Source organism: Clostridium amylolyticum, assembly GCF_900142075.1.
GTDB classification, from domain to species: Bacteria; Bacillota; Clostridia; order Clostridiales; family Clostridiaceae; genus Clostridium_AA; species Clostridium_AA amylolyticum.
Map to the genome: position 1 here is coordinate 569,172 of NZ_FQZO01000002.1, position 26,435 is coordinate 595,606.

The following is a 26,435-nucleotide window of genomic DNA, read 5'->3' on the forward strand; positions in this document are numbered from 1 at the left end:
CCCTTCTTGTATACCTTATTTTAACCGTTTTTTATATTTCTACAACTATCCCTTATTACCAACTTTGTAGGTAATACCACCCTTTTACATATTTTATCTTCATTTTTAATTCTATCCAAAATCAGTTCTACAGCGGTTTCGCTCATAAAGTCCGTATAAATTTTTACTGTAGTTAAAGGTGGTACTATATATTGTGCCGTAGATATGTCATTAAATCCAATAATGCTTATATCATCAGGAATCTTTAATTCTCTTTCCATTATAGCCTTATAGGCACCTATGGCCATAGAATCATTGGCTATAAAGAAGGCTGTAGGATACTTTCCTGTATTCAATATCTCTTTCATGAGATTATACCCGCTGGCAGGAGTAAAACTTCCAATCCTTACGAAATCTTCATTAAGCATGGAATTTGATTTCATATATTCATAATAATATCTCTCTCTTGAGTCTTTATCTTCTTCCCTAATTATCTCCGTAACATCTCTCCCACCAATAAAACCTATAGACTTATGACCTAAAGAAACTAAATAATTTAATGCTTTTTTTACGGCCTTTTTAATATCTACTACCACGCAGTCAAAATCCTCTTCCTCAGGGCTATAATCTACAAATACCATATTGCATTGCCAGCTTCTTAGGTTATTCATCTCAATATCCGTAAAGCCTCCAATGGCTATTATTCCATCTAACTCCTTTACCCTATCTGAACTTTCTTCTTTAGAAATATTAATAAACTCAATATTTTCTTCTTCTAAGAGCTGCTCTATGGAATGACTTATAAAAAGATAGTAGGTATCTTCCATCTCTACTACATCAGAATAGCCTTTTATTATACCTATCTTTAATTGCTTCTTTTTGTTTTTCCTATGCTTAGCTGTTACATATTCCAGTTCTTGTGCTATTTCAAATATCTTTTTTCTGGTTCCATCCGCTACGTTTAAAGTTTCATCATAATTTAGCACCCTAGATACCGTGGATAAGGATACACCTGCTCTTTCAGCTATATCTCTAATGGTTGCCACAAAAATCACCTACCCTTTTTATAACTGATTTTAAACTTATTCCATATATTATTTAAAGTTACCTTCTTATAAAAGAAAGTTTCGTTTCCGTAATTATTATTGCTAAAAAAATTATACTACATCCTATAATCATATTTGAAGTAAGCTTTTCATTTAATAATATTACCGAAGCCAAAGTTCCAAACATGGCTTCTGTAGATAGTATTATAGCTGTTTTTGTGGCATTAGAATATTTCTGTGCTATATTTTGAAGTAAAAACGCCAAGGTGGTGCTTACCACTCCTAAATATATAACCGCTAAACTGGCTTTTGTAGTGAGAGGCGCTGCATCCTTTGTAAATAGTAATGAAATAGCTGAAAATATAAAAGCTACTATCATTTGAAGGATAGTTAATTTTATAGGGCTATATTTTTGAGTATAGTAACCTATAGAAATAATGTGCATAGCAAACCCTAAGGCGCAGATAAGAGTCAATAAATCTCCTATACTAATGGCCAAAGAACCCTCTAAAGTTAAAAAACTTATACCTGTAACCGTCAATATGGCTCCTATAAGGGAGTATTTATCTGGTTTTCTCCTGAGTATAACCCAATATAAGAAAGGTACTATTACCACATTGGTAGCGGTAAGAAAGGCATTTTTAGAGGGTGTGGTATATTGAAGCCCTATAGTTTGAAAGGCAAAAGCTGCAAACAAAAAGAAACCAATAATACATCCTGCTTTAATTTCTTCAAGGGTAATCTTCTTAAATTCCTTCCAAAATATTGTTGTCATTAACAAACTTGCTATAAAAAATCTATAGGTCATCATTTGAAAAGGGGACATGTTTCCATCTAAAGCCATTTGAGATGCTACAAATCCTGTTCCCCATATCATCGCTACAAAAGCTAATACTAAATCTGCAGTTTTCTTATTCATAATATCCCCTTTCTAAGTGTCATTTTCTTATTTTTACTTCTTCATCAAATACCTATTTGCTAACATTAAAAACACGCTGGAAGTCCAAGTAAAGGCGGGGTCTACCAAACCTCTACCGGTTAAAGGATCAAAGTTTTCTGCCATACCGCCTAGGAGTGTGGCATTACAAAATCTTTCTGCCAGCTCCTTAGAGAATTCCTCTTCTCCACATTCCTTTAAAGAGTCAATGACAAGCATCATTACTGGTGCCCATATAGGTCCAAGCCAATAGCCATTTTCCTTATATAATGGACTATCCATAGCTTCGGTTGCTAGTCCATATTTACTTAAGTATTTACCTTCTTTTTTAAGTTCTTCTAAAAGTTTATCTTTTATTTCCTTAGGAAGCCTATTTCCAATAACTATTGGTAACAATAGTATTAAGCTGTTTCCTTCTTCTATAACTTCTCCCGTATCAGATTTTATAGCAACAAATTTATCTTCTTTCCATAGTAATTTAATTAATTCGTCCAAAAGCTGTTCTGCTTCACCTATCCAGTACTCTTCTTCAGACTTTCTATTTAAATCCTTAGCAAGTTCAGATAAAATATACATTTGCTTTATCAAATGGGCGCTTAAATCTGGAGCCTGTACTGGTAATCCTTTATGGAATATGGAAGCATTATCCCAGCCTGAGTCATTACCATGCTTATAAAAAGGAAGTCCCTGTTTTTCATAGGTCCTATAATTTAACCAATATTTTGTGTTAAGGCATAAAGCTTTATAAACCTTTTCTACCACTTCTTCTTGCTTAAAATAATCATTTTCCTGCTGCATGTATTTAAATGCCCAAGCATGAATAGGAGGCTTAACACAGCTAAATGATAAGTACTTATCATTTATAAAATCTGCAAAGGCTCCGCTTTCATCTTGATGATCTATAAAAATCATAAGCTGATGTAAGGCTAGCTCAGGATTATTCCTGCTTAAAGCCATGGCGTTAAAACAATTGTCCCAGCTCCAAATATTATACATCCAATTTTTAGACATATACATAGCAGGTCTTAAAAGCATACCTTCAGGTTTTACTACAGAGGACCAAGTTATATAGGAAGCCAAATCCCTGCTTTTTTCATATTCTTCAGGCACACTTAACACAAGACTCTTCCAACGTTCATATTCTGCCTTTACTTTATTTTTGCTTTCTTCAAAGTCCAAGTATCCTTTGGGCTTCCAAACAGTTTTATAGCTTTCTAAGGCTATGTCTATTCCCTTATGCTCCTCTTCATTAAAATCCATAATCACATGATTATTTCCTATTATATCCCAAGGTGCATCTAAATTAATATTACCTTCTAAAAGGCTTAACATCAACTTTATTTCCTTGGAATAACTATGAAATTCCAATTTATTTTTTTCATAAATCATAACATGATCATATTTCTTTTTAATCATGGTAAGTCTAATGCCGCAGTTATTAGCTCTTATTCTCATCACTTCATAGTCAGGGATACAAACTTCTATATATTTTTCCTTATCTGAAGGGTTATATAGCTTTAAGCTATATTCCTCAGCCTCTACTAAGAAAGGCTGAGGGATTTCTCCCTCAGTAAGCTCCAATTTAAATATTTCACTAGGAGTTTCATCCCCTCCGTGCACATCCCTTATATAAACTTCTTTCCCATCCTCAGAAGAAGAAAGTGCAAAGTAAGAGCCAAAGCGGCTAAAAGGAATTTTTTCAATATCAAAATTCAAATATAGCACCACCTTTTAGTAAAAGTTATCCTAAATAATAATTAAATTATTCTTCTCTTCTATACATGACTTTCTTGCTAAGCTCAATGTCGCTTATCTCTTGATTAGAAAAAGCTGTTAAAGATAACTGAAATTTAAAATCTTGTGGATTAAGCTTGTAAGGTGGCAGCTGATCTTGACCGCAGCTAGCACTGCCTAAGCCATTTTGTTTATAATCTAAATTCAGCACAACAAAATCTTTTTTCTTAAGCTCATATTCATGCTTTGCTTCTTCTAAATCCTCTTTTGTATAATCATGTATGCTAAAATTCATAAAATCTTTGCAAGAAGCTAATATGCCTAATTCTCTTAAGTTTGTTACAGACACCCATTTTGTATCAGTTCTATTACCATTTTCTTGGGGATAAATGTAAGGAGTATGCATTTTTTCAACATTACTTCTATATACTCCAAACTTTCCTGCTAATTTACTGTCACTGTAACTTTCTCCTGGTCCTCTTCCATACCAGCCAACCTTATTAAATTCTTTTTTCAATATTAGTTCTAAACCTATTTTAGGAAGCATTTCTGGGGCATTGTATTCACTTCCTGTATTTTTTCCTTCTATGGTTAGCTGAATATGTCCATCTGAGTATATTTCATATATATACTTAGCTTTAACAGCCCAAGCTTGATTAGGAGGAGCTATATGAACACAATGCTCTATATTAACCTTATATTCCTCTTCTTGGTTCCAAGAAAAACTTTCTGTTATTTGCTGCATCTTATGAAGGAAGTACTTATTCTTCCAATCCTCCAACACATACATATCATTATCAATAGGTGCTCTCCAGAAGTTTAACTTTGGCCCATTTTCTATAATATCTTTACCTTCATAGAAATATTTCTCTATATTGCCAAAGATATTGTTAAATATAACTTTAAAGTTACTTCCAGCTATGTGAAGGTAAGCTTCATTTTCCTCTACCTTTAATACTCCTTTTTCTACTTTTCTTTCTTTAATAACTGCTAGAGGTAACAAAAATTGCTCAAAGGCTATTTCATGGCCGCATTTTGCCCAAGGGGTATCCTGCTTTAATCTATAGCTTATATTTAACCAATAGTCTGTGTTAGCTCTTATACTATTAGGAAGCTTATAAGGAATGTTTAAGACCTTCTCTTCTCCAGGTCTTATATCTTCAGCTTCTAAAATTCCTGAACTTAATACCTTGTCATCATAATTAATGCTCCAATGTATTAGACCATAGCTTAAATCTATAAAATCATATAAATTTGTTATTTTGATTTTACCTTCTTTTAAATCTCCTTCTTGAAACTTTACTGGTTCTATGACCTTTTTGTATTCTATAAGTCCTGGAGATGGTGTTCTATTAGGAAAGAGAAGTCCATCTATACAAAAGTTTCCATTATGAGGATACTCTCCAAAGTTCCCTCCATAGGCATAAAACTCATTACCTTCTTTATCTTTAGTTAATATACCATGATCATACCATTCCCATATAAAGCCCCCTTGGAGCTTTTTATATTTTCTAAAGGCTTCTTGGTATTCTTTAAGTCCACCGGGACCATTGCCCATGGCATGACCATATTCACAGATTATATGAGGTTTATCTATTTTTTCATCCTCAGCTATTTCTATAAGCCTATTAAGTCTTGTGTACATGGTACTATATACATCTGCTATTTTTAATTCTCTATCCTCTTCATAATGAATCAATCTTGTATCATCAAGTTTTCTACAATGCTGTGCCATCTTTTCAAAGTTAACACCAAAACCTGATTCATTTCCTAAGGACCACATTATTACGCTAGGATGATTTTTATCTCTTTGCACTACTCGTTCTATTCTATCTATATATGACTTTTCCCAGTGAGGATCGTCCGTAATCCAATTATATTTACCTGTTAACTCAAAGCCATGACATTCTAAATCCGCTTCATCTATTACATACAATCCATAAATATCACATAGCTCATAAAAACAAGTATTATTAGGATAATGAGAAGTTCTTACGGCGTTAATATTGTACTGCTTCATAAGGATAACGTCTTCTTTCATTACCTCTTTGGGCACTGTTCTTCCCATATGTGGATGATAATCGTGTCTGTTTACACCGTTTAATAAAATTGCCTTCCCATTAATTAAGAAGTTACCATCTTTTACTTCAATCTTCCTAAAACCTACTCTTTGAGGTATCATCTCTAAAATCTCTTCATTCTTTAGGATAGTCACTATAAGATGATAAAGATTGGGTTCTTCTGAACACCACTTCTTTGGGTTATTCACCTTTTCATTAATATATAATTCTTCTTCGCTAAAGGCTTTTATCTTATTTCCTTCTAAACTTCCTCTAAGTACTTCATTAAAATCTTCATCTATTAGCTCGTACAAAATCTTTATATTACTTAAATCTTCAGCTGTAGTATTTTCTAAAGAAACTTTTATCTTTAATAATGCATCTTTATATTCCTCATCAAAATCAGTGGTAATAAATAAATCTCTTACCCCAACTTTATTTTCTTTTATAATTTCTACATCTCTGAATATTCCGCTAAGCCACCACATATCTTGATCTTCTAGATAGGTTCCATCAGACCATTGGTATACTCTTACGGTTATATCATTTTCACCTTCTCTTATAAACTGAGATATGTCAAATTCAGAGCACATCCTGCTTCCCTTGCTATATCCTACTTCTAAGGCATTTACCCAAACATGAAAAGCGCTATCCACTCCGTTAAATCTTAAAATAGTTCTTTCTTTAAGCCAATGGCTTTCCAAAATAAACTTTCTTTTATAAATTCCCGTGGGATTTTCTGTAGGTACATAAGGAGGGTTTATAGGAAAGGGATAATAAAGGTCTGTATAATGCATGTTCCCATAGCCTTGCACCTGCCAGTTGCCTGGAACATCTATATCATCCCAATAATCACAATTAACTTCTCCAAGATAAAAATCCTTGGGTGATAATTCTGGTGCTTTCAAAAATAGAAATTTCCACTGTCCATTAAGCCCTTTAAACCCAAGAGAATACTTATTCTCATAAGTTAAAGCATCTTCTTTATTTAAATACTTATTAAAGTGACTCCTACTTTTTAATCTATTCTTGCAAAGTAAATCTATATCTTCCCATTCCTTATACATTCTAGTCATTCTTACTACTCCTTTTTATACATTAATTATAGGTAACACTATCCTCTACTCTTTTACAGATCCTATCATAACACCCTTTACAAAATACTTTTGTAAGAATGGGTAAACACACAATATAGGAATAGTTGAAACAATTACAGTACTATACTTAATTAAAGTTTTATATGCATCTGCCTTAATAAACTGAGCTGCTCCCTTTGGCATATTCATCATCTCTCTAGTTTCATTGGATATTAAAATTTCTCTCAATATTAACTGAAGAGGGTATTTGCTTCTGTCCCTTAAAAAAATCATAGCATTAAACCATGAATTCCACTGGCTTACAGCATAAAATAACCCTATAACCGCTAAGGTTGCTTTAGAAACCGGTATTACTATTTTAAATAACACTGTAAAATCATTGGCTCCATCTATTTTAGCAGATTCTATAAGACTTTCTGGTATACTCTTAAAAGCAGTCCTCATAACTATAAGGTTCCATACGGATATAGCGGAAGGAAGTATTATTGCCCATCTGGTATTAATAAGGCCTAATCTTTGCACTTGAAGATAAAATGGAATTAGCCCGCCGCTAAAAAACATAGGTATGGTAACCATTAACATTAAAGGCTTTCCTAATAGTAAATCTTTTCTTGAAAGTACATAGGCTGACATGCAGGTTAACAATAAGTTTATGCCGGTTCCTGCTACCACATAGAACATAGTATTTAAAAACCCCTTCATAATACTAGGGTTACTAAATACTAGTGAATAACCATTTAAGGTGAATCCCATAGGCTTTAAAAGTAACCCTCTATGTTTCATTAGTTCATAAGGGTCACTTAATGAAGCAAATAAAACATATAATAATGGATATATGCATATGGCCATAAATAATATCATAAGTATTATATTTACTGTATCGAAAATTTTTCCCCCTACACTGTTTTTAACTTTCATATATTCCACCTCACCATAAGCTTACTTCAGAAATCTTCTTACTAAATTTATTGGCAAGTACTAATAGTACAAAGCCTACAGCTGATTCTAAAAGTCCTACCGCTGTACTAAAGCTATAATCCGCTCCAATAAGTCCCTTTCTGTAAACATAGCTGGATATAACGTCTGAGGTTTCCCAGGTCATAGGGTTATATAAAAGAATTATTTTCTCATAACCTACACTCATTAAACCACCTATATTTAATATCAACATTATAACTATGGTAGGGGCTATACCTGGAAGGGTAATATGAAGCAGCTGCTTCCATCTTCCAGCACCATCTACCGTAGCCGCTTCATATAGCGAAGGGTCTATACCGGAAAGAGCTGCCAGATAAATTATGCTATCCCAGCCTATGCTCTGCCACACTCCAGAGCCTATATATATAGTTCTAAACCATTCAGGCTTGGTAAGCCAGTTCACAGGTTCTACTCCAAAATTTACTAAAATGGAATTAATTAAGCCATCGGTAGAAGTAAAATCTATTAACATTCCGCATATTACCACTAAGGAAATAAAGTGAGGAAGGTAGGTAACGGTTTGAACTAACCTTTTAAATTTCTCTCTACGTATCTCATTTAATAAAAGTGCCAATATAATAGCTGCTGGAAACCCCCATAAGAGAGAGTAAAAGCTCATGAGTACTGTATTTTTTAGTGTTCTAGCAAAATATATACTGTTAAAAAATGCTTTAAAATGCTTAAAGCCTATCCAAGGACTATTAATAATGCCTAATTTAGGACTGAAATCTTTAAATGCTATGGTAACCCCATACATGGGAACATAACTAAAAAGTATAAAAAACACAATCATAGGGATTGCCATAATATAAACATATTTATTTATCCTAAAGTCTTTCTTTAATCTCTGCCTAAAGCTTATTCTCTTTTTAGTGGTAACAATATTATTAGCCTGTAACTGTGTCATGAATTAGACCTCCTTAATTACTAGCTTGAAAATTATAAAAAGACTGTTGCAAAACAAATATATTGTGGATAACATTAATTAAGCAACAGCCCTTATAATAATTACTTGATCTTTCTGTTGTTATATCTCTCTAATGCAGTTTCTTCTATCTTTATAACTTCTTCTATACGCATCTTTTTAATTTGTTCTACATATTTATCAAAATTGCTTAAAGGTTCTTTACCAGTTATAAATTTAAGTATCATCTCATCCTTATAAGTATCAATATCACTCATAATATTTGAATAAGTATCGCTTTCTTCAGCAGTTAGGTTTAATGGTGGCATTACATAATCAGTGTCAGCCTGTGTCCATTTATCCATAGCATCTAAGGAGAATTTTGTAAATTCAGGCACTGCTTTATAATCTCTTAAATATGGTCCAACTTCTAGCTTATACTTGTTGCACACTGTCCAGAAATCTAATCCATCAGGATTTTTTACCATAACATCAGTAAACTTTGGTTTTCCATCTACCATGGTATAGCTTGTACCTTCTATTCCATAGTTAAATAGCATATATCCATCTTTACCGTAAGCATAATCGAACCATTGTACCAAACGTTCTGGATTTTTGCATGCAGAGGTTATTACTGCTTCATAACCACCATTACGATTATTAACCACTCTATACTTAGGCTTTTCCCCTTCTTTCATGGAAGGTTGTACAGTTGGTGAAAAATCCGCTTTAGGGTCAGTGGTTTTTATGGCAGCTACATATTGATCTACCAAAGCATATTCTGTAAAGAATGCTCCAGTTTTACCTGAAGTAATCATAGCCTCTCTGCTCTTTTTGTCTCTTGTAGCAAAGTCTTTATCAATTAAACCTTCCTTATACCATTTGTTCATAGTAGTAAGGTATTCTTTAAATTCTGGTTCCATTTGCCCGTACTTTACCTTATTACCTTTTTTGTAAAAACCATTTCCTATATCAAAAGCACTTAGTAAAGTTCCATAAGCATCAACACCTTTTTTATTGATAATAAGCGGAGCTTGAGCATTCTTCTTTTCTTTAAACTGCTTTAAGGTGTTATACCATTCGTCTACTGTGGTAGGTTCTTTTAAGCCTAACTCATCTAGCCAATCCTTTCTAATTACAGGTCCCCACCAAGCAGGTTCATTTTTATCTTCACCAATAACAGGAAAAGCATATATGTTTCCTTCATCAGTGGTTACTTGTCTAGCTAGCTCTGGATCCTCTTCTAAAAGCTTTTTAAAGTTAGGTGCATATTTATCTATTAAATCATTTAACCTTAGATATACACCATCTTTTATAGCCTTATCTACTCCACCTTTATACTCTCCTGCATAAGTTTGTATTACATCGGGCATGTCCTTGGAATTTACAAGGAGATTAAATTGTTCTAACTCTTGTCCCTCAGCAGGGTGGTCAAATTCTACATGAACATTTGTCCTCTTTTCTAACTCTTTGTACATTAAACTTTCGTTTAAGTCCTTAATATATTGATTTGCGCTAAAAGGAACCCAATACTTTATAGATATCTTTTCACTGGTGTCTATTTTCTTATCCGTGTCTTTTTGATCTTTTTCCCCTTTGCCGCAAGCCATTAAAGGAATGGTTAAAAGTCCAGCTAAAGCAAGCGTTAACAAACGTTTACATCTCATAAATATCTCTCCCCTGATTAATATTTTTACTAAATTCTCTATTTTAAATATATAACTATTTTACTAAAATGTCAACGTTTACTTTAATTATTTTACTATGATTTTACTTAATTTTTAGTAAAATATATATGTGTGCTTTTAAAAGGAATATTTATCTTTAATATATTTAAAAACACATATGTATAATTAAGTAAGATATCTATAAAAATCAAAAATTAATAAATAAAAAAGTATTCACTTTGAAAAGTTTCCCTTCAAAATGAATACCTCTTTATTTGTTTTAAAATTAATAATTTTTTATTATTCTCTATAAACTACATCCAAATTACCAAATTTACTGAATTGACCAAGCCATGCCATCTTAACCGTTCCTACAGGACCATTTCTTTGCTTGGCTACTATACATTCAGCTACATTTTTTTCGTCAGTTTCTTTATTATAATATTCATCTCTATATAAAAACATAACTAAGTCAGCATCTTGCTCTATTGATCCAGATTCTCTAAGGTCTGAAAGCATAGGTCTATGATCCGCTCTTTGTTCTGGAGCACGAGAAAGCTGGGATAAGGCTATTACAGGACACTGCATTTCTTTTGCTAAGGCCTTTATAGATCTAGATATTTCAGAAACCTCCTGCTGCCTGCTTTCTTGACCACTACCTGACATAAGTTGAAGGTAGTCGATTAAAATTAAGTCTATACCATGCTCTATTTTGATTCTTCTGCATTTAGATCTCATTTCCATTACTGAAATACCTGCGGTATCGTCTATATATATCTTTGCAGCCGCCAAGGGACCTGAAGCTCTAGCTATGTTTTCCCAATCCTTATCTTCTAAGTTACCGGTTCTAAGCTTAAGCATATCTACATTAGCTTGAGAGCATAAAAGTTTATAAGCTAGTTGTTCTTTAGACATTTCTAAAGAAAATATAACTACACTCTTCCCTTCCCTTAAGGAAGCATGCTCTGCTATGTTAAGGGCAAAGGTGGTTTTACCCATGGAAGGTCTTGCAGCTATAAGTACCATGTCACCCTTTTGAAATCCTGAGGTTTTAGCATCTAGCTCTTTAAAACCAGAACCTACTCCTGTAATTTCACCCTTATTATTAAACAATCTTTCTATCTCTAAAAAGCCTCTCTCTAAAACCGTACTTAATGCTTCAAAATCACTATTACTTCTTTTTTCTGCTATATCAAATATTCTTTTTTCAGCATTATCTATTACTTTTTCCACATCATCTTGCTTATCATAACTTTCTGCAATTATTTCATTAGATGCTTTTATAAGTTTTCTAAGCATAGATTTTTGAGCTACTATATCTATATAAGTCTTAAGATTAGCCGTAGAAGGTACAGAAGTACTTATTTCTGTTATATAAGTAATGCCACCTGCTGATTCTAACTTTGCAAGCACCCTTAAATGCTCTATGAGGGTTATCATATCTACGGGAATATCTTTTTGAGACATTTCAATTATTACTGAAAATATCACCTTATGAGAATCTCTATAAAAATCTTCAGCGCTTAATGCCTCTGCTGCTCTTGCAATGGCCCCTCTATCTATTATCATAGAACCTAAGACAGACTGTTCAGCTTCTATATTTTGTGGCAAACTTTTCATAACAGGAATATCCATTTAAATCTCACCTCTCGTCTTCCTCTATTCATTATGCATAATATATTATGACAGTTGAAATAACATTAATCAAGTTAATAATAAAGGCTATCCTGTATAAGCGATAGCTTTTATTTTAATCTTCAAATACAATTTTCATAAGCTCTTCAATATTGCTTACAGAATTAACCTCTATATCTGTTAATCCTAAAGGAACTTCGTTAAGATTATCCTCTGGAACTAGTACAAGTTTTATGCCTTTTCTTCTAGCTCCATACACCTTTTCAAATATTCCACCTACAGGTTTTATATTTCCTCTTAAAGAAATTTCCCCTGTAATAGCTACATCTTGTCTTATAGGCTTGTTCATTAATGCACTTATTATACATATGGTGATGGCAGCACCTGCAGAAGGTCCATCTATATTACCTCCACCTACCACATTTACATGTATATCATAATCTCTTATATCCTTATCGGTTATTTTACGGATTACTGAGGCTGCATTAAAAACGGAATCCTTGGCCATAGAACCTGCAGTGTCATTAAACCTTACATTGCCACTGCCTGAATCCTTAGCTGGAAATACAGAGGTTTCTATTTCTAAAGTAGAACCTAGGAAACCTGAAACTCCTAACCCATATACATGTCCTACTTCTTTATTTTCCACGTTGTCTAATCTTTCATAAGGAACATATCTACCTATGGATATTACTTCATCTACATCTTTCTTTGTAACCTTAAGATTTTCAACACTGCTATTTTTAAGGCTGTATAAAAGATATCCGTAAGCATCAGCTAGTATATTAACCGCTTTTCTTCCTTCTATTGTGTATCTACTTATAAGTTCAGATACTCCTTCTTCCAATTCTATCTCTAGCTTTTCTGCTGCATCTTCCACTATCTGTTTGATATCATAAGATGATAGTGGTTCAAAGTATACCTCTGTACACCTAGAACGCAAAGCGGGATTTATTTCAGAAGGATCTCTGGTGGTTGCTCCAATAAGCACGAAATCTGCTGGAGCCCCATTTTCAAAGAGATATTTTATATATTTTGGCGTGTTTTCATCATCAGGATCGTAATATGAAGATGAAAATTCCACCTTTTTATCTTCTAATACCTTTAAAAGTTTATTCTGAAGTATATCATCTAGTTCGCCTATTTCGTCTATGAATAATACCCCTCCATGAGCTTCTGTAACTAAACCAGGTTTTGGTTCAGGCACTCCAATTTCAGCCAAGTCTCTTTTACTTCCTTGATAAATAGGATCATGCACAGAACCTAGTAATGGATTTGTTATTTCTCTAGGGTCCCATCTAAGTGTAGTACCATCCACTTCTACAAATTTTGAATTATCATCAAAAGGAGTAAATTTTAATTTTTTAGCTTCTTCTAAAGCTAATCTTGCAGCAGTAGTTTTGCCTACTCCTGGTGGTCCATAAAGAATTATATGCTGAGGGTATGGAGAAGATATTTTAGATATTAGGGACTTTATAGCCCTATCCTGTCCTACCACTTCTTCAAAGCTTTGAGGTCTCAAAAATCCCATAAGATTTTTGGTGGTTTTTCTAGAACCCAGCACTTCTAGTTGAGCATATTTCTTTAAAGTCTTAGCATTTTCAGGTCCTTTTTGTTTCTTTATTATACTAAGTCTCATCTCATCTACATATTTTTCTTGTCTTTCAAGTAGTGCTTGTTCTACCTGACCTTCTATTTGGTTTTGAATGTATCTCCTTGCCAGTTCTTCAGATATCCACTTATATGTATCTTCTAAAGCTTTTGGTATATCTTTTTCTTCTGGCACCGTCTTTAATCCCTTACCATCGCTGGCAATTTTATTTAAAGCATATACTCTTTCATTAGTATTCTTTGATTTCATATGCTTTTGAACTTTATGTCTTACCGTTCTTGCTCTAACTGCACCATCATCTAGTACATTTTTAAGAACTTCATATATAACATTTACTTGAGAATCGATGCTTAATCCGCTATCCATAATCTCTTGTACTTTGTCTATTTGCAAATTTTGCTTCAAATGTGTATCCCCCTTATTGCTCTGCCGCAATAACAACCTTCATCTTAGTGGATACCTCTGGGTAAATTTTTACTTCTATATCGTAAGTCCCCACTTGCTTTAAAGTATCCATAACAATTTTCTTTTTATCTATTTCTACCTGGAACTGTTTTTTAATAAGTTCTGAAATATCTTTGCTTGTTATTGCACCAAATAATCTTCCGCTATCACCAGTTTTTGTGGTGAGTTTCAGTTCTTTATTCTTTAGTTTTTCTGCTACTTTTTGAGCTTCCTCAATTTCAGCTAATTTTTTTCTTCTTTCTGTTTCTTTTTTAGCATTTAATACATGAAGATTTTCCTGTGTTGCTTCTTCTGCTAACTTTCTTGGAAAAAGAAAATTTCTTGCATATCCATCTGAAGCATTTATAACTTCACCTTTTTTACCTAAATTTTTTACATCTGCTAGTAATATTACCTTCATTACTTGTCACCTTCCCTTAAGTATTTAGCTATAACATCTTTAAGTTTCTTTACAGCCTCTTCCATAGACACGCCTTCCAACTTTGCTCCAGCTATGGTCATATGGCCACCTCCACCTAAGGCTTCTAATATTACTTGCACATTTACATCTCCAAAAGATCTGCCGCTTATATTTATGTCATCTCCTATTTTAACAAAAACAAAGGAGGCTTGAATACCTGTAATATTTAGCAGTTCATCCGCTACTTGTGCAGCCAATACAATTTCTTCTATACTAGGTGGACACACTGCAAAGGCTATATTATTTTCCACTTTAGCTGAGCGTATAATCTCAGCCTTCTTTATATAGCTATCTAAATCATCACTGAACATTTTTTTAATATCTATAGTGTCTGCTCCTAATCTTCTTAAAAAAGAAGCGGCTTCAAAGGTTCTTACACCGGTTTTAAAATAAAAATTCTTTGTATCCATGGTTATACCAGCCAACAGACCCTCAGCTTCAATTTGTTTTAGTTTAGGCTTTTCAAACATATACTGTATTATTTCTGTAACTAATTCTGAAGTAGAGGATGCATAAACCTCAATATAGGTTAACAACGCACCTTCAATAGAATCTGGACTTCTTCTATGATGGTCTATAATCACTACCTTATTAGCTTTTTCAGCAATAGTCACATCTTGTACATACCCTCTACTATGAACATCTACCATTATAAGTAAATCCTCAATGTGTATATTTTTTTTGCATTGTTCAGGGTTTATAAAAAGATTATCATATTCTTTGTATGTTTTCAGCTTATTTACAAAAAAATCTACTGCTTTATGTTCTGTAGGAAGAACCACAAAACAAGGTTTACCCATTTGAAGTACTGCGCTGGCAACCCCTATAGCAGCTCCAATACAATCCATATCAGGATTTCTATGTCCCATTATATAAACAGTATCACTTTCACTTACTAGATCCTTAAGGGCATGAGCTACTACTCTAGCTCTTACACGAGTACGTTTTTCCACTTCTTTAGTGTTACCACCAAAAAAGGACACCTTATCTCCTGACTTGATTACCGCTTGGTCACCGCCTCTTCCTAAAGCCAGTTCCTTTGCTGTACTTGCATATTTATGATTTTCTAGAGGGCTAGTGCCACCTCTTCCCACTCCTATGCTCAAAGTAACATCATATTTATTACCTAAGTTTATTTCCCTTACAATATCCAGTATATCAAACTTTTTATTCATTTGAGCTTCAATATATTTGTCTTGCACCGACATAACATATTTGTTTGAATCATATTTCTTAATCATAGCATTAAAATTTTGAGCATAATTATTTATGGTTCTTTCAATTTCAGCAATTAAAAGTGGAGCATTATCATTCTCAGTGCTTTTAACAACCTCATTAAGATTATCAACTTCTATTAGAACAATGCTTTCCTTAGTAGCGATAATATCTGTAATGCTGCTTATATCATGAAAATATAGCATCACCACTTTTTCTGATGCTTTATCTGTGCTTCTATTCATTATTTTAGTATAAATATTATAGTGTCTCTTATTTATTATTATATCCTGATATACTTCTTTTTTTCTTTTAAATATTTCTTCTACGTTTACTGATTTTACAAAAGCATTTAGATTATTTCCTAAGGTAACTTGCTTTTCAAAAATATTATTAAGAAGATTATTAAACCAATAAATTTCTCCCTCATCATTTACTATTAACAAAGGAAAGGGCAATTTTAAAAGAGTATCTTCTGCTGCAACACTCATGTCCTTTGAAAGATTCTTGATATAATTATCTTGCTTCTGTTTTTTGTCTTTTGCTTCTTTTATATAATAAAGACTTAAAACTATGAATATTATTAATCCAGCTAAAGCTAGATAATTATGATTATATATAAATAAAATTATTATCAAAACTGCAGCCAAAACCGCATGTAGATTATTATTTATATTTAACTTATTTTTCACTACTCCACGCCTTCCTTTTTACATATTAAGGCTTCTATTTCTTTTTGAATCTTTTTGCCAAGGTATTTTTAATACTATTGGGATCTAATCCTCTCATGTCCATTATACTATCTGTAAAACCTAATATTGCATAAAAATATCCAAAACTTCCAATGGTAAATAATATTATAACCACTAATAAAGCTTTAGGCACTTTAAACCTATCCCTTAAGAAAAAGGTTAACACACTAACTCCTATGATTAAGAATATCATCTGAAGTACAGAAATGGCTGTAGCCGTTATATACTCCCCTGCCTTAACGCCTGAAGTGCCTAAGATTATTCCTAAACATGCTATTATAATGATAACAGCAGTAAGTCTATTGTCAAAATACCAATAATTGAATTTAGGTAAAGCAGCCAATTCTATTTTCATCTTTTTAAATATTTGTTTAGTAATTACGTAGTTAATATATGACATCATAAAAGCTGACATAATTAAAATTGCAGGAATCATTAAAAATAACATATCTACGTTAAAGACTTCCATAGCTTTAAATAAAGGATTGCTTTGAATATCCACACCTATAGACTTATATAGGTTTTTTGAGGTTTCTATAGCTTCCTTCATCATATTAACATTCATTTCAGCTACCTTATATAGTGTGGAATTCAGCGTTAAATATATATAAAGGCTTGCATCTATTATAGTTCCAATAATAATAGCAACGCTCTGAATTGCTATGGAAACCACAGCATTCTTATTAGATTTAATACAATACCCCAAGGTAAGGCCTGCTAAGCCATAACGCAATAAAGTGCCCACCGCAGTAATGGGATTTAATATAAAGGAAATCAATATAGCGCTTGCTACCACTGAAATTGAAGCTACTTTTAAATTATGCCTAACTACCAGCATGGTAATGGGAAGTGGTAATATAAACAGTCCCATATATCCTAGTACTGGAACATAGGCATTAAGAAGCATTAAAACCAATACCATAGCTGACATAAGTCCTGCTTCTACTATAGATCTAGTGGAATTTTTATTTTCCATATTATATTCTGTCCTCCATCTTTAGTTTATCTTTCTTTAAGATGATTATATAGCTTTGATAGATTTCTACCTTCTTTTTCAATGTAGTCCTCTTCTATAATACCTAATTTTAATTTCGTTTTCATGCTCTCATCTACTGCTGTGTGTGAATATCCTAGTTTATCTGCTAAAAGGTACAGTATAATTATTGCCCCGGAAATACATTCTAACACCGCTTCTTGAGCAATATTGCTTCCCTTTGTGAGGAGCCTAAAAAATTCACCTATAATACACAATAATTGTGCCTTTAATTCTTCAATTATTTTAACATCAGACATTATATTAAAATCATCTTTTCTCATATTAACCCCCCATACCATTAATGATAACCCAATGTCCTTAATACTCATAGCAATATATATTAATTGTAGTTTTTTTTTCGTATTTATGCAACCATGTATGTAATTTAGAATTGAGAATGTAGAATTAAGGAGGAAACTCCTGGCGGAGTTTCTTTGAAATTGTAGATAATACAAAATTAAAACTCTGTAAGGAGTTTTTGTTTTGGAGTATGTTTCTAATTTCTATTGAATAAAATTAGGAAAACTTTAAATTGGTATTTTCTATGTTGAAAAAAAGAAGCTTCATCTGAAGCTTCTTTTCTCACATATTCAAAGAAACTCTGTGAGTTTCTTCCTTCATTCTCAATTCTAAATTTTAAATTCTAAATTGCTTTCTACTCAGTTGTGAAAGGCAATAAAGCTATGTTTCTTGCTCTCTTAACAGATTCAGTTAACTGTCTTTGATGTTTAGCGCAAGTACCAGAGATTCTTCTTGGAAGAATTTTTCCTCTTTCAGTAACATACTTTCTTAGTTTACCGATATCTTTATAATCAATGCTATCAGCTTTATCTACACAAAAAGCACATACTTTTCTCTTAGCTCTTCTCATTCTTGAATTGCCTCTTCTTGGTTCTCTCTTTTCGCTCATCCTTCTTACCTCCTTACCTTTTTTGAATTAGAATGGTATATCTCCATCGTCAATTGGTGTCATATCATCATCATAAGAAGCTCCGCCAAAATCATCCTTTGGCGCATTATAACCTGAATTTCCAAATCCACCATTACCACCACCACTGTTGCTTCTTGCTCCAGCTCCGTTTCCAGAGTCTATGAAGTCAAAGCTATCAACATATACATCTGTGGTATATCTTTTTGTACCATCTTGAGCATCATAGCTACCTGTTCTAATACTTCCAGAAATAGCTAGCTGTCTTCCTTTTGTAAGATACTGAGCAATAGTTTCTGCAGTTTTTCCAAAAGCTACGCAATTAATAAAATCTGCTTCTGACTGCCCATCTTTTCTTCTAGGTCTATTTACAGCTAATGCGAAGTTGGTAACAGCAGTGCCGCTTCCGGCAGCAAATCTTAACTCAGGATCTCTAGTTAGTCTACCTATAAGAACAACCCTGTTCATTTAAGAACACCACCTTATTTTTCTTCTTTAATAATGATGTGTCTGATAACACCGTCTGTAATTCTGAAGATTCTGTCTAACTCTTTTGGTAACTCAGGATTTGAGCTAAAGTTTACAAGAGTATAGTAGCCTTCGTTAACTTTGTTAATTTCGTAAGCAAGCTTTCTCTTACCCCAGAAATCTACGTTGTCAACAGTTCCGCCACCATTTTCAATTACACCCTTAAATTTCTCGATTGCAGCTTTAACAGCTTCCTCTTCAAAGGATGGATGTAATATGAATATAGTTTCATACTTTCTCATCTATTCCACCTCCTCCCTCTGGACTAACGGCTGTGAATTTTCACAGCAGGGATTACAATATGTTATTGTATCACTGATTAGGTATAATTGCAACAAAATGTTATTTATCTTTACAAGAGTATACTTAAACTTCTTGGGATAATACTTTTTTAATATCCTTTTCAAATTTACTTCTTGAAAGCATTATAATTCTTCCACATCCAGTACACTTAATTTTAATATCTGCCCCCATCCTTATTATTTCCCACTTATCCGTACCACAGGGATGCATCTTTTTCATTTGTACAATATCTCCCATGTTAAATATCTTAGGCAAAATTTTACCTCCCTATAAAGTATTAGTGTTACTACCTTCCCTTTTATTTAAAATATGAGTCTTCTGATAAGGTATTTCAATATTATGCTTATCAAATGCTATTTTAAGCCTCTTTCTAAGTTCGTTTTCGCATCCCCAGTGAGTCATAGGCAAAGCTTTACCCATTATTCTTATAGTTACACTGGAACTTTTTAAGTTTACAACCCCTACAGGCTTTGGTCCATCCACCATATTGGTATTTTCCTTTTTAAACTCTTCACATATTTCTTCAATTACTTTAATAACTTCATCTATATTTTCTTCATAGGCTATCTCCATATCTACCATAACTCTAGACTCGGATATAGAATGATTTGTAACCTGTGAGATAACACTATTAGGTATAATATGCACGTCTCCAGAAAAATCTTTTAAAGTAGTGGTTCTAAGACCTATGTTTTCTACTATGCCGTTATAATTTCCTATAGTAATATAATCCCCTACGGAAAATTGATTTTCAAATAATATAAATAATCCATTTATTATATCCTTAACTAAACTTTGTGCTCCAAAGCCTATAGCCACCCCGCCCACGCTGGCAAAGGTAATGCTTATAGTTCCAAATAGAACTGTAAGTATGGCTGTAAGTCCAAAAAAGTATGAAGTGTATTTAAGTATACTCTTAAGAACACTACCAAAGGTGTAAGCCTTTTTTTCATCTAAGGTAAACTTTTTATTGCTTTCTATCTGCCTTTTAACTATTTTGTTTATTATGGAATACCCTACCTTTATTACTATAGCCATAATTAAAATTATAAATAAAATTTTAACTAACTTACCAATCCAATTTTGAATCATGTCTATGGGTATGGGTACCTTACCTATTTTTATAATACCTTTTTCCAAATCCATACCTAAAGAAAAAATCGACATAATTATCACCTTTTCAACCAATTTTTCTTAAATTATTTTTATAAATTGCCCTTCCTTCTTATTATATATATTTTTAATATGTAACTTTTCTTCCTGAACCATATTTTCAATTATATTTAGATCTTTTTCTTCAAATTTTATACTTATACCGCAGCTTTGTGTTATCTGAGATGGAGTAGGCATTATGGTTACAGCAATGTTTTCCTTTTTTAATGTCTTTTCTCCTTCTATGGCGTTATGTGTATTGTTAAATACAATAATAAAATAATTATCCATACTTAATGCTTAAAATATATGTGATATTTCAAGCCTTCACCTCCTGTTATTTTTTACAATAATTGGATATACTCAATATTATATAGTATATAATATGATACTATTTTTTCAAAGTAAATTCTAACCAATTATTAATCATTAATAAAGTCTCTTTATACTAAATAATCCACAAGATAATTAAATAGTATATTTTGTATTTTATTAATGAAAATTTTTATATATTACCTTATAATTATACTATATTTAGTTTTGGAGGTATTGAAGTGAATGTTTATCTAGATAATGCTGCTACATCTTTTCCTAAACCTCCAGGCGTTGCTGAAGCTATGGTTTATTTTATGAATAATATCGGTAGCAATGCTGGAAGAGGAAGTTATTCAAGCTCTATTGAAAGTAGTCGAAATATATATGAATGCAGAGAATCTATATGCGATATTTTTAATTTTGATAAAGCTGAGAATGTTATATTTATGCCTAATATAACCTACTCACTAAATATACTTTTAAAAAGTATACTTAAGAGTGGATGGCATGTTATCACTTCTTCCATGGAACATAATTCTGTACTAAGGCCACTATATCAAGCCAAAGATACTCTTGGTATAGAATTAGATGTGATTAAGTGTTCCAAAGAAGGTTTAATATCCACTGAAGATGTAAAGAAGGCTATAAAAAGTAATACTAGGCTAATAATATTATCCCATGCTTCAAATATTATAGGAACCATACAACCTTTGGAAATTATTGGGAATATGTGTAAGGAAAATAATATTTTCTTTATTATAGATTCTGCTCAAACCGCTGGTGTAGTACCTATAGATTTTTATAAGCTTAATGCTAATGCTATAGCTTTTACAGGACATAAAGGGTTAATGGGTCCTCAAGGTACTGGTGGCTTTATTTTAGATTCTAATTTAGAAAGCATTGCTACACCTATAATTGTGGGAGGTACCGGTAGTTTATCTTCTAGTATATATCAACCAGACTTTTTACCTGATAAATTTGAAAGTGGTACACAAAACGCACCTGGTATTTTTGGTCTTTATGAAGGACTAAAATTTATCAAAGATTTTGGAATTAATGCCATTGCACAAAAAGAAGACCATTTATGTAATACTCTAATGAGTGGACTTCTTAATATGGAAGATGTAATTGTTCATGGTACGCAAAATATTAATGAAAGAACAGCAGTGGTATCTGTAACTTTTAAAAACCATGATACATCTGAAATTGGATATCTATTAGATAATGAGTTTGGAATTATGACTAGGACCGGTCTTCACTGTGCTCCTTTAGCACACGAAACCATCGGAACTTATCCAGTAGGTACCCTTAGATTCAGTCCAGGATTTTTTACCACAGAAGAGGATATTAAATATACCCTTGATTCTTTATATAAATTAATTAGGAGGTGACCTTTTGGAAAATATTATTGAGAGAATTGAAAAAACCTTTATTTTTTTCCTAGTTTATTCATTAGTGTTTTTCTTGTTTTTTTCAACATTATCTTATACCTTGCCCTTTGTTCTAGCTATTTTATTTGCTTTGGCATTAAAAACTCCCACTAGAGCAATGATTAATAAGCTAAAGATGAAGCCTTGGATTGCTTCACTGATTACTACTATACTATTTTTTGTAATTCTTATTACATTGATTACTTTAGGTATGACTTCCATAGTAAATGAAACTATAAGTTTTACGAAATATGTACCTAACTTTATAAGTACAAATTCTAATAAGTTTTATGAGTATATACTGGAATTGAGTAATAATCTATCTTTGCAAATAGATCCAAACATTTTAAATTCTATTAAAACATCCTTTGCAGAGTCCACATCCAGTATTATGAAATCCACATTAAACTTAAGCACTTTAATGATTCAAAAGACTATAACAGTACTAAGCTATATTCCTTATATAGTAATGGTAATAATTTTCACTTTAATTACAACTTACTTTTTTACAAAAAGCGTATCCACATCATCTTCTGATGCATTTCACTCCTTTGCACCTAACAAAGGTAAGAAAATCATAGAGATATTTGGACAAATAAAAAAAATGATAACTAATTATATTTTATCCTATATGCTTATCATATTTATTACTTTTTTAGTAACCTTCATAGGATTCTTGGTTTTAGGAGTTAACTATGCATTAATACTAAGTATTTTATGTGCATTATTTGACTTGCTACCTGTTATAGGGATGCCTGTTATTTACTTTCCTTTAGCAATATATAATTTAGCTAACGGCAATTATTTTGCTGGAGTTGGGCTGCTTATTTTATATGCATTAGTATTTACAGTAAGACAAGTAGTAGAACCAAAAATAATGTCTTCATCCCTAGGTTTAAACCCTGTGGCAGTACTAGCTGCAATATTTATTGGATTAAAAGCTAATGGTGTAACTGGTATGATATTCTGCATGTTTTTAGTAGTTTTTTATAACATTCTTAGAAAAGTAGAAGTAATTTAAAGTATAAAACCTCCTTTTATGGTTATAATTTCAATAAAGGAGGTTTTTTTATGACTTTAAAATTAACTATAGATTCTTTAGACAATAATTCTATTCCCATAATTAGAGACTGCTTATATGAGAATTTATTACCTGTAATTAAACAAAGAAGACCTATTGTTTTAGTATGTATTGGAACGGATCGTTCTACAGGAGATAGCCTTGGACCTTTAGTGGGTGATAAATTAAAATTTTTAATTAGAAATAATATATCACTGTTTGGCAATCTAGAATCACCTGTTCATGCTAAAAATCTTTCCTCCACTTTAGAACATATTAAATTAAACTTTAATAATCCTTTTATTATTGCTATAGATGCTTGTCTTGGAAGTGTTCAAAATGTAGGAAAAATAGTAATAGAAAACTCTCCAATACTACCAGGAGCCGCAGTTAATAAGAATCTCCCTCCTGTAGGAGATTTAAGTATAACTGGAATAGTAAACATATCAGGAGCCTTAGAATTTATGGTTTTACAAAATACTAGGTTATATACAGTTATGACCTTAGCTGATATTATATCTAAAGGAATTTATCATTTTGTACTAAAAACTTATGGTGGAAAAAAATCCTCATTTTCTATTAATGAAGAAATAGCCAATTTATCTAACTCATAATAAGTTATATAATGTAGTAACTTCAAATTTAAATATATTAGATTTAAAAAAGTGCTGAATAAGATCTATTATTTATAATATATTCTATATCGCTAATACTTTTACTACCTGCATCGATAATTAATGTACCTTCATTCTTTACATTACTTAATATATTTAAGGAAGAGAAATCTATTTCTTTAATATTGCATATTATAGCATCATAAGGTATATTATTTTCATTAGCAATAGTATATCCCTTTTTCTTTAGCTCATATTTTATATAATCTAGTCCATCACAAACATATATATTCATAAAAAAACCTCCTTTTAGGGTATTATTCCCTAAAGAAGGTTTCATATACTCTATTTATTTATAGCTTCTTTTAGTACTTTTTCTTCTTCTTCAGATAAGTCATATCTGGATATACCTTTATCTATGGGCTTTGCATAAGTTGTGCTTTCATATCTTGCATATATTCCAGTTAGTATTATTCCATCATTTTTATCATCTAATAAAGCTATAGAAAAACTCAAATCGCTTCCCACATCTTCAAAGGCCTTATATCTTATCACAGCAAACTTTTGAATGCACTTACCTAACTGAGCTTTCATTGCACCACTAATTTCTCTAGCTTCTTCAGCAATTAGTAGGGAAGAATCAACTTTATCTAAATATGTATTTATCAACTCTTCAAGATTTTTATTATTTATTCCTCTCATTAATTTTCTATATCTTTTTTCTACTTTGCTTACTGAATTGAATAGTACTATTACCATAATAAACAATAATAATATTATTATTGCCATAACTGCTGTAATATAAATATTATACTCTTGAAAAAGATCTAACACTTGCTGCACTCTATATTCATTCCTTTCATTGTTTCACGTGAAACATTAAACTTCCATCATATCTAATATTCTTTGCAAATCATCCTCTGAATAATACTCTATTTCTATTTTACCTTTATTTTTCTTTGAATTAATATTTACTTTAGTACCAAAATAGTTTTGTAGCCTTTCCTTTATATCATTATAATAAGGATTCAAGTCATTATCAGTTACTTTTTTCTTATCTTTTCCTAAACTTTTAATCAATGATTCTAACTGCCTCACTGAAAGTTTTTCATCTATAACTTTTTGAGCTAAAGTATATTGCATATCTTTATTATTTACAGCCAACAAAGTTCTTCCGTGTCCTTCGCTTATTACACCATCAATAACATAATCCTGAACTCTATCATCCAGATTTAATAGCCTCATAGTATTGGCAATAGCTGTTCTAGATCTTCCAATTCTCATACTTAATTCATCTTGAGTTAAATTAAAATCAGAAATTAGCTTTTTAAAGGCTAGTGCTTCTTCAATAGGATTTAAATCTTGTCTCTGTATATTTTCTATAAGGGAAATTTCAAGCACTTCACTATCTGTTAAATCCATCACTACAGCAGGCACTTCACTAACTCCTGCCTTTTTTGATGCTCTCCATCTTCTTTCCCCTGCTACAATTATATAATTATCATTTTGTTTTTTTACTACTAAAGGTTGTATAAGCCCATGTTGTTTAATAGACTCACTAAGTTCCATGATTTTAGCTTCATCAAAACTTTTTCTAGGTTGTTCGCTGTTAGGTTTAATTTTGTTTATATCAATTAGTATTGACTGTCCATTTTGAAATTCTTCTTCCATCATATCTTGTTCAGGGATTAAAGCACCTAATCCTTTTCCTAAACCAAATTTCTTATTCAAAATTCTTCACTTCCTGTCTCTTTAAGAATTCCTTTGTTAAGTCCTGATATGCTTCTGCACCTTTACATTTATCATCATATAAAATAATAGGGAGCCCAAAGCTAGGCGCTTCAGCTAATCTAATATTTCTTGGAACTGTGGTTTTATATACCTTGTCTTTAAAATATTTCTTCACTTCACTATAAACTTCATTACTTAGATTTGTACGAGAATCATACATAGTCATAACAACACCTTCAATTTCAAGATTCTTGTTAAGTGATTTTTTTACTAATTGAATGGTGTTTATAAGTTGTCCTACTCCTTCTAAAGCGTAAAATTCGCTTTGTATAGGTATAAGTACAGATTCTGATGAGGTAAGAGCATTGATAGTAAGTATTCCAAGAGAGGGAGGACAATCTATAAATATAAAGTCATATTCATCTTCTATGGAATTCAATTTATTTTTTAATATCATTTCTCTGTTTTTGGACATGGTCATTTCTACCTCTGCCCCTGCCAATTCCATTTTTGATGGTGCTACATAAAGGTTTTCTAATACCTGACTTTGTATAATGACATCTTTTAATGAAATTTCTGAAGTTAATACATCATACATTGAGTATTTTAAGCTTCTTTTATCAATTCCAATACCACTAGTGGTGTTACCTTGAGGATCAATATCTATTGCTAAGACTTTGTATCCTTCCATGGCTAGGTATGAACAAATATTAATATTTGTAGTGGTTTTACCTACTCCACCTTTCTGATTGAATACACATATTTTTTTCATTAACGTACCTCTATAATGCTTTAAT

Annotated in this window: 26 protein-coding genes; 3 read left to right on the forward strand and 23 right to left on the reverse strand. The window is 32.0% G+C overall.

The window, feature by feature from the left end:
• Window positions 1-20: 20 nt before the first annotated feature.
• The 19 genes from BUA82_RS07285 to BUA82_RS07375 all read right to left on the reverse strand — a co-directional run bounded on the left by BUA82_RS07285 (window position 21) and on the right by BUA82_RS07375 (window position 20,779).
• Entirely contained in the window at window positions 21-1,025 is a 1,005-nt protein-coding gene (locus BUA82_RS07285; protein WP_073006107.1) for a LacI family DNA-binding transcriptional regulator, read from the reverse strand.
• A 58-nt stretch (window positions 1,026-1,083) separates the two neighbouring features.
• On the reverse strand, window positions 1,084-1,944 hold the full coding sequence (locus BUA82_RS07290) for a DMT family transporter (RefSeq protein ID WP_073006109.1): 861 nt from the start codon (window positions 1,942-1,944) through the stop codon (window positions 1,084-1,086).
• 33 nt (window positions 1,945-1,977) lie between these two features.
• Window positions 1,978-3,678, reverse strand: coding sequence for an amylo-alpha-1,6-glucosidase (locus BUA82_RS07295; protein WP_073006111.1), 1,701 nt, complete (start codon window positions 3,676-3,678; stop codon window positions 1,978-1,980).
• Window positions 3,679-3,724: 46 nt separating this feature from the next.
• Window positions 3,725-6,832 carry a beta-galactosidase subunit alpha gene (ebgA, locus tag BUA82_RS07300; protein WP_073006113.1) on the reverse strand — a complete coding sequence of 1,036 codons (3,108 nt, stop codon included), beginning with the start codon at window positions 6,830-6,832 and terminating at the stop codon, window positions 3,725-3,727.
• Between the two features lie 45 nt (window positions 6,833-6,877).
• On the reverse strand, window positions 6,878-7,771 hold the full coding sequence (locus BUA82_RS07305) for a carbohydrate ABC transporter permease (protein ID WP_073006115.1): 894 nt from the start codon (window positions 7,769-7,771) through the stop codon (window positions 6,878-6,880).
• Window positions 7,772-7,781: 10 nt separating this feature from the next.
• Window positions 7,782-8,738, reverse strand: a complete 957-nt coding sequence (locus tag BUA82_RS07310; RefSeq protein WP_073006117.1) for an ABC transporter permease — start codon at window positions 8,736-8,738, stop codon at window positions 7,782-7,784.
• A gap of 101 nt (window positions 8,739-8,839) precedes the next feature.
• Window positions 8,840-10,402 (reverse strand): type 2 periplasmic-binding domain-containing protein, encoded by a 1,563-nt coding sequence (locus BUA82_RS07315; protein WP_073006119.1) that lies wholly within the window; start codon window positions 10,400-10,402, stop codon window positions 8,840-8,842.
• A 300-nt stretch (window positions 10,403-10,702) separates the two neighbouring features.
• Window positions 10,703-12,037 (reverse strand): replicative DNA helicase, encoded by a 1,335-nt coding sequence (locus tag BUA82_RS07320; RefSeq protein WP_073006122.1) that lies wholly within the window; start codon window positions 12,035-12,037, stop codon window positions 10,703-10,705.
• Between the two features lie 115 nt (window positions 12,038-12,152).
• The gene (gene lonC / locus BUA82_RS07325; RefSeq protein ID WP_073006237.1) at window positions 12,153-14,015 is read right to left on the reverse strand and encodes a Lon family ATP-dependent protease; all 1,863 of its coding nucleotides are present in this window, start codon (window positions 14,013-14,015) and stop codon (window positions 12,153-12,155) included.
• Window positions 14,016-14,067: 52 nt separating this feature from the next.
• Window positions 14,068-14,514 (reverse strand): 50S ribosomal protein L9, encoded by a 447-nt coding sequence (rplI, locus tag BUA82_RS07330; protein ID WP_073006124.1) that lies wholly within the window; start codon window positions 14,512-14,514, stop codon window positions 14,068-14,070.
• Window positions 14,514-16,481, reverse strand: a complete 1,968-nt coding sequence (locus BUA82_RS07335) for a DHH family phosphoesterase (protein ID WP_073006126.1) — start codon at window positions 16,479-16,481, stop codon at window positions 14,514-14,516. The genes rplI and BUA82_RS07335 overlap by 1 nt, the downstream gene beginning before the upstream one ends.
• Before the next feature lie 34 nt (window positions 16,482-16,515).
• A complete protein-coding gene (locus BUA82_RS07340) occupies window positions 16,516-17,517 on the reverse strand; it encodes a YybS family protein (RefSeq protein ID WP_073006129.1) in 1,002 nt (333 codons plus the stop codon).
• A gap of 26 nt (window positions 17,518-17,543) precedes the next feature.
• On the reverse strand, window positions 17,544-17,858 hold the full coding sequence (locus BUA82_RS07345) for a MazG-like family protein (protein ID WP_073006131.1): 315 nt from the start codon (window positions 17,856-17,858) through the stop codon (window positions 17,544-17,546).
• 374 nt (window positions 17,859-18,232) lie between these two features.
• Window positions 18,233-18,487, reverse strand: a complete 255-nt coding sequence (gene rpsR, locus BUA82_RS07350) for a 30S ribosomal protein S18 (RefSeq protein WP_040214747.1) — start codon at window positions 18,485-18,487, stop codon at window positions 18,233-18,235.
• A gap of 27 nt (window positions 18,488-18,514) precedes the next feature.
• Window positions 18,515-18,973 carry a single-stranded DNA-binding protein gene (locus tag BUA82_RS07355; RefSeq protein WP_073006134.1) on the reverse strand — a complete coding sequence of 153 codons (459 nt, stop codon included), beginning with the start codon at window positions 18,971-18,973 and terminating at the stop codon, window positions 18,515-18,517.
• Between the two features lie 14 nt (window positions 18,974-18,987).
• Window positions 18,988-19,275, reverse strand: coding sequence for a 30S ribosomal protein S6 (gene rpsF / locus BUA82_RS07360; RefSeq protein WP_073006136.1), 288 nt, complete (start codon window positions 19,273-19,275; stop codon window positions 18,988-18,990).
• A 124-nt stretch (window positions 19,276-19,399) separates the two neighbouring features.
• Window positions 19,400-19,573 carry a DUF951 domain-containing protein gene (locus tag BUA82_RS07365; RefSeq protein WP_423230447.1) on the reverse strand — a complete coding sequence of 58 codons (174 nt, stop codon included), beginning with the start codon at window positions 19,571-19,573 and terminating at the stop codon, window positions 19,400-19,402.
• A gap of 30 nt (window positions 19,574-19,603) precedes the next feature.
• Window positions 19,604-20,503 (reverse strand): mechanosensitive ion channel family protein, encoded by a 900-nt coding sequence (locus BUA82_RS07370; protein ID WP_073006140.1) that lies wholly within the window; start codon window positions 20,501-20,503, stop codon window positions 19,604-19,606.
• 27 nt (window positions 20,504-20,530) lie between these two features.
• The gene (locus BUA82_RS07375; protein WP_073006141.1) at window positions 20,531-20,779 is read right to left on the reverse strand and encodes a putative Se/S carrier protein; all 249 of its coding nucleotides are present in this window, start codon (window positions 20,777-20,779) and stop codon (window positions 20,531-20,533) included.
• Between the two features lie 263 nt (window positions 20,780-21,042).
• Here BUA82_RS07375 and BUA82_RS07380 point away from each other — a divergent pair, with 263 nt between their 5' ends.
• Genes BUA82_RS07380 through yyaC form a run of 3 tightly spaced genes read left to right on the forward strand, consistent with a single transcriptional unit; the run spans window position 21,043 to window position 23,907 of the window.
• The gene (locus BUA82_RS07380; RefSeq protein WP_073006142.1) at window positions 21,043-22,194 is read left to right on the forward strand and encodes an aminotransferase class V-fold PLP-dependent enzyme; all 1,152 of its coding nucleotides are present in this window, start codon (window positions 21,043-21,045) and stop codon (window positions 22,192-22,194) included.
• Between the two features lie 4 nt (window positions 22,195-22,198).
• Window positions 22,199-23,254: a sporulation integral membrane protein YtvI gene (gene ytvI / locus BUA82_RS07385; RefSeq protein ID WP_073006143.1), complete on the forward strand. Its 1,056-nt coding sequence runs from the start codon at window positions 22,199-22,201 to the stop codon at window positions 23,252-23,254.
• A gap of 50 nt (window positions 23,255-23,304) precedes the next feature.
• Window positions 23,305-23,907, forward strand: coding sequence for a spore protease YyaC (gene yyaC, locus BUA82_RS07390; RefSeq protein WP_073006144.1), 603 nt, complete (start codon window positions 23,305-23,307; stop codon window positions 23,905-23,907).
• Window positions 23,908-23,950: 43 nt separating this feature from the next.
• Here the strand turns inward: yyaC and BUA82_RS07395 are convergent, their stop codons facing one another.
• Genes BUA82_RS07395 through BUA82_RS07410 form a run of 4 tightly spaced genes read right to left on the reverse strand, consistent with a single transcriptional unit; the run spans window position 23,951 to window position 26,410 of the window.
• On the reverse strand, window positions 23,951-24,202 hold the full coding sequence (locus tag BUA82_RS07395) for a YkuS family protein (RefSeq protein WP_073006145.1): 252 nt from the start codon (window positions 24,200-24,202) through the stop codon (window positions 23,951-23,953).
• A gap of 50 nt (window positions 24,203-24,252) precedes the next feature.
• Window positions 24,253-24,750: a DUF4446 family protein gene (locus tag BUA82_RS07400; RefSeq protein WP_073006146.1), complete on the reverse strand. Its 498-nt coding sequence runs from the start codon at window positions 24,748-24,750 to the stop codon at window positions 24,253-24,255.
• Window positions 24,751-24,786: 36 nt separating this feature from the next.
• Window positions 24,787-25,638, reverse strand: a complete 852-nt coding sequence (locus BUA82_RS07405) for a ParB/RepB/Spo0J family partition protein (protein ID WP_073006147.1) — start codon at window positions 25,636-25,638, stop codon at window positions 24,787-24,789.
• A complete protein-coding gene (locus BUA82_RS07410) occupies window positions 25,631-26,410 on the reverse strand; it encodes a ParA family protein (protein WP_073006148.1) in 780 nt (259 codons plus the stop codon). The genes BUA82_RS07405 and BUA82_RS07410 overlap by 8 nt, the downstream gene beginning before the upstream one ends.
• Window positions 26,411-26,435: the final 25 nt, after the last annotated feature.

Bases quoted from the DNA above. Each gene is read 5' to 3' on its own strand.
- BUA82_RS07375 (WP_073006141.1), bottom strand. From the start codon at position 20,779: ATGGATAATTATTTTATTATTGTATTTAACAATACACATAACGCCATA.
- BUA82_RS07410 (WP_073006148.1), bottom strand. From the start codon at position 26,410: ATGAAAAAAATATGTGTATTCAATCAGAAAGGTGGAGTAGGTAAAACC.
- BUA82_RS07320 (WP_073006122.1), bottom strand. From the start codon at position 12,037: ATGGATATTCCTGTTATGAAAAGTTTGCCACAAAATATAGAAGCTGAA.
- BUA82_RS07395 (WP_073006145.1), bottom strand. From the start codon at position 24,202: ATGAATATATATGTTTGTGATGGACTAGATTATATAAAATATGAGCTA.
- BUA82_RS07290 (WP_073006109.1), bottom strand. From the start codon at position 1,944: ATGAATAAGAAAACTGCAGATTTAGTATTAGCTTTTGTAGCGATGATA.
- BUA82_RS07305 (WP_073006115.1), bottom strand. From the start codon at position 7,771: ATGAAAGTTAAAAACAGTGTAGGGGGAAAAATTTTCGATACAGTAAAT.
- rplI (WP_073006124.1), bottom strand. From the start codon at position 14,514: ATGAAGGTAATATTACTAGCAGATGTAAAAAATTTAGGTAAAAAAGGT.
- rpsR (WP_040214747.1), bottom strand. From the start codon at position 18,487: ATGAGCGAAAAGAGAGAACCAAGAAGAGGCAATTCAAGAATGAGAAGA.
- BUA82_RS07315 (WP_073006119.1), bottom strand. From the start codon at position 10,402: ATGAGATGTAAACGTTTGTTAACGCTTGCTTTAGCTGGACTTTTAACC.
- BUA82_RS07365 (WP_423230447.1), bottom strand. From the start codon at position 19,573: ATGGGAGATATTGTACAAATGAAAAAGATGCATCCCTGTGGTACGGAT.
- lonC (WP_073006237.1), bottom strand. From the start codon at position 14,015: ATGGATAGCGGATTAAGCATCGATTCTCAAGTAAATGTTATATATGAA.
- BUA82_RS07340 (WP_073006129.1), bottom strand. From the start codon at position 17,517: ATGGAAAATAAAAATTCCACTAGATCTATAGTAGAAGCAGGACTTATG.
- rpsF (WP_073006136.1), bottom strand. From the start codon at position 19,275: ATGAGAAAGTATGAAACTATATTCATATTACATCCATCCTTTGAAGAG.
- yyaC (WP_073006144.1), top strand. From the start codon at position 23,305: ATGACTTTAAAATTAACTATAGATTCTTTAGACAATAATTCTATTCCC.
- ebgA (WP_073006113.1), bottom strand. From the start codon at position 6,832: ATGACTAGAATGTATAAGGAATGGGAAGATATAGATTTACTTTGCAAG.
- BUA82_RS07345 (WP_073006131.1), bottom strand. From the start codon at position 17,858: ATGAGAAAAGATGATTTTAATATAATGTCTGATGTTAAAATAATTGAA.
- BUA82_RS07355 (WP_073006134.1), bottom strand. From the start codon at position 18,973: ATGAACAGGGTTGTTCTTATAGGTAGACTAACTAGAGATCCTGAGTTA.
- BUA82_RS07370 (WP_073006140.1), bottom strand. From the start codon at position 20,503: ATGTCGATTTTTTCTTTAGGTATGGATTTGGAAAAAGGTATTATAAAA.
- BUA82_RS07310 (WP_073006117.1), bottom strand. From the start codon at position 8,738: ATGACACAGTTACAGGCTAATAATATTGTTACCACTAAAAAGAGAATA.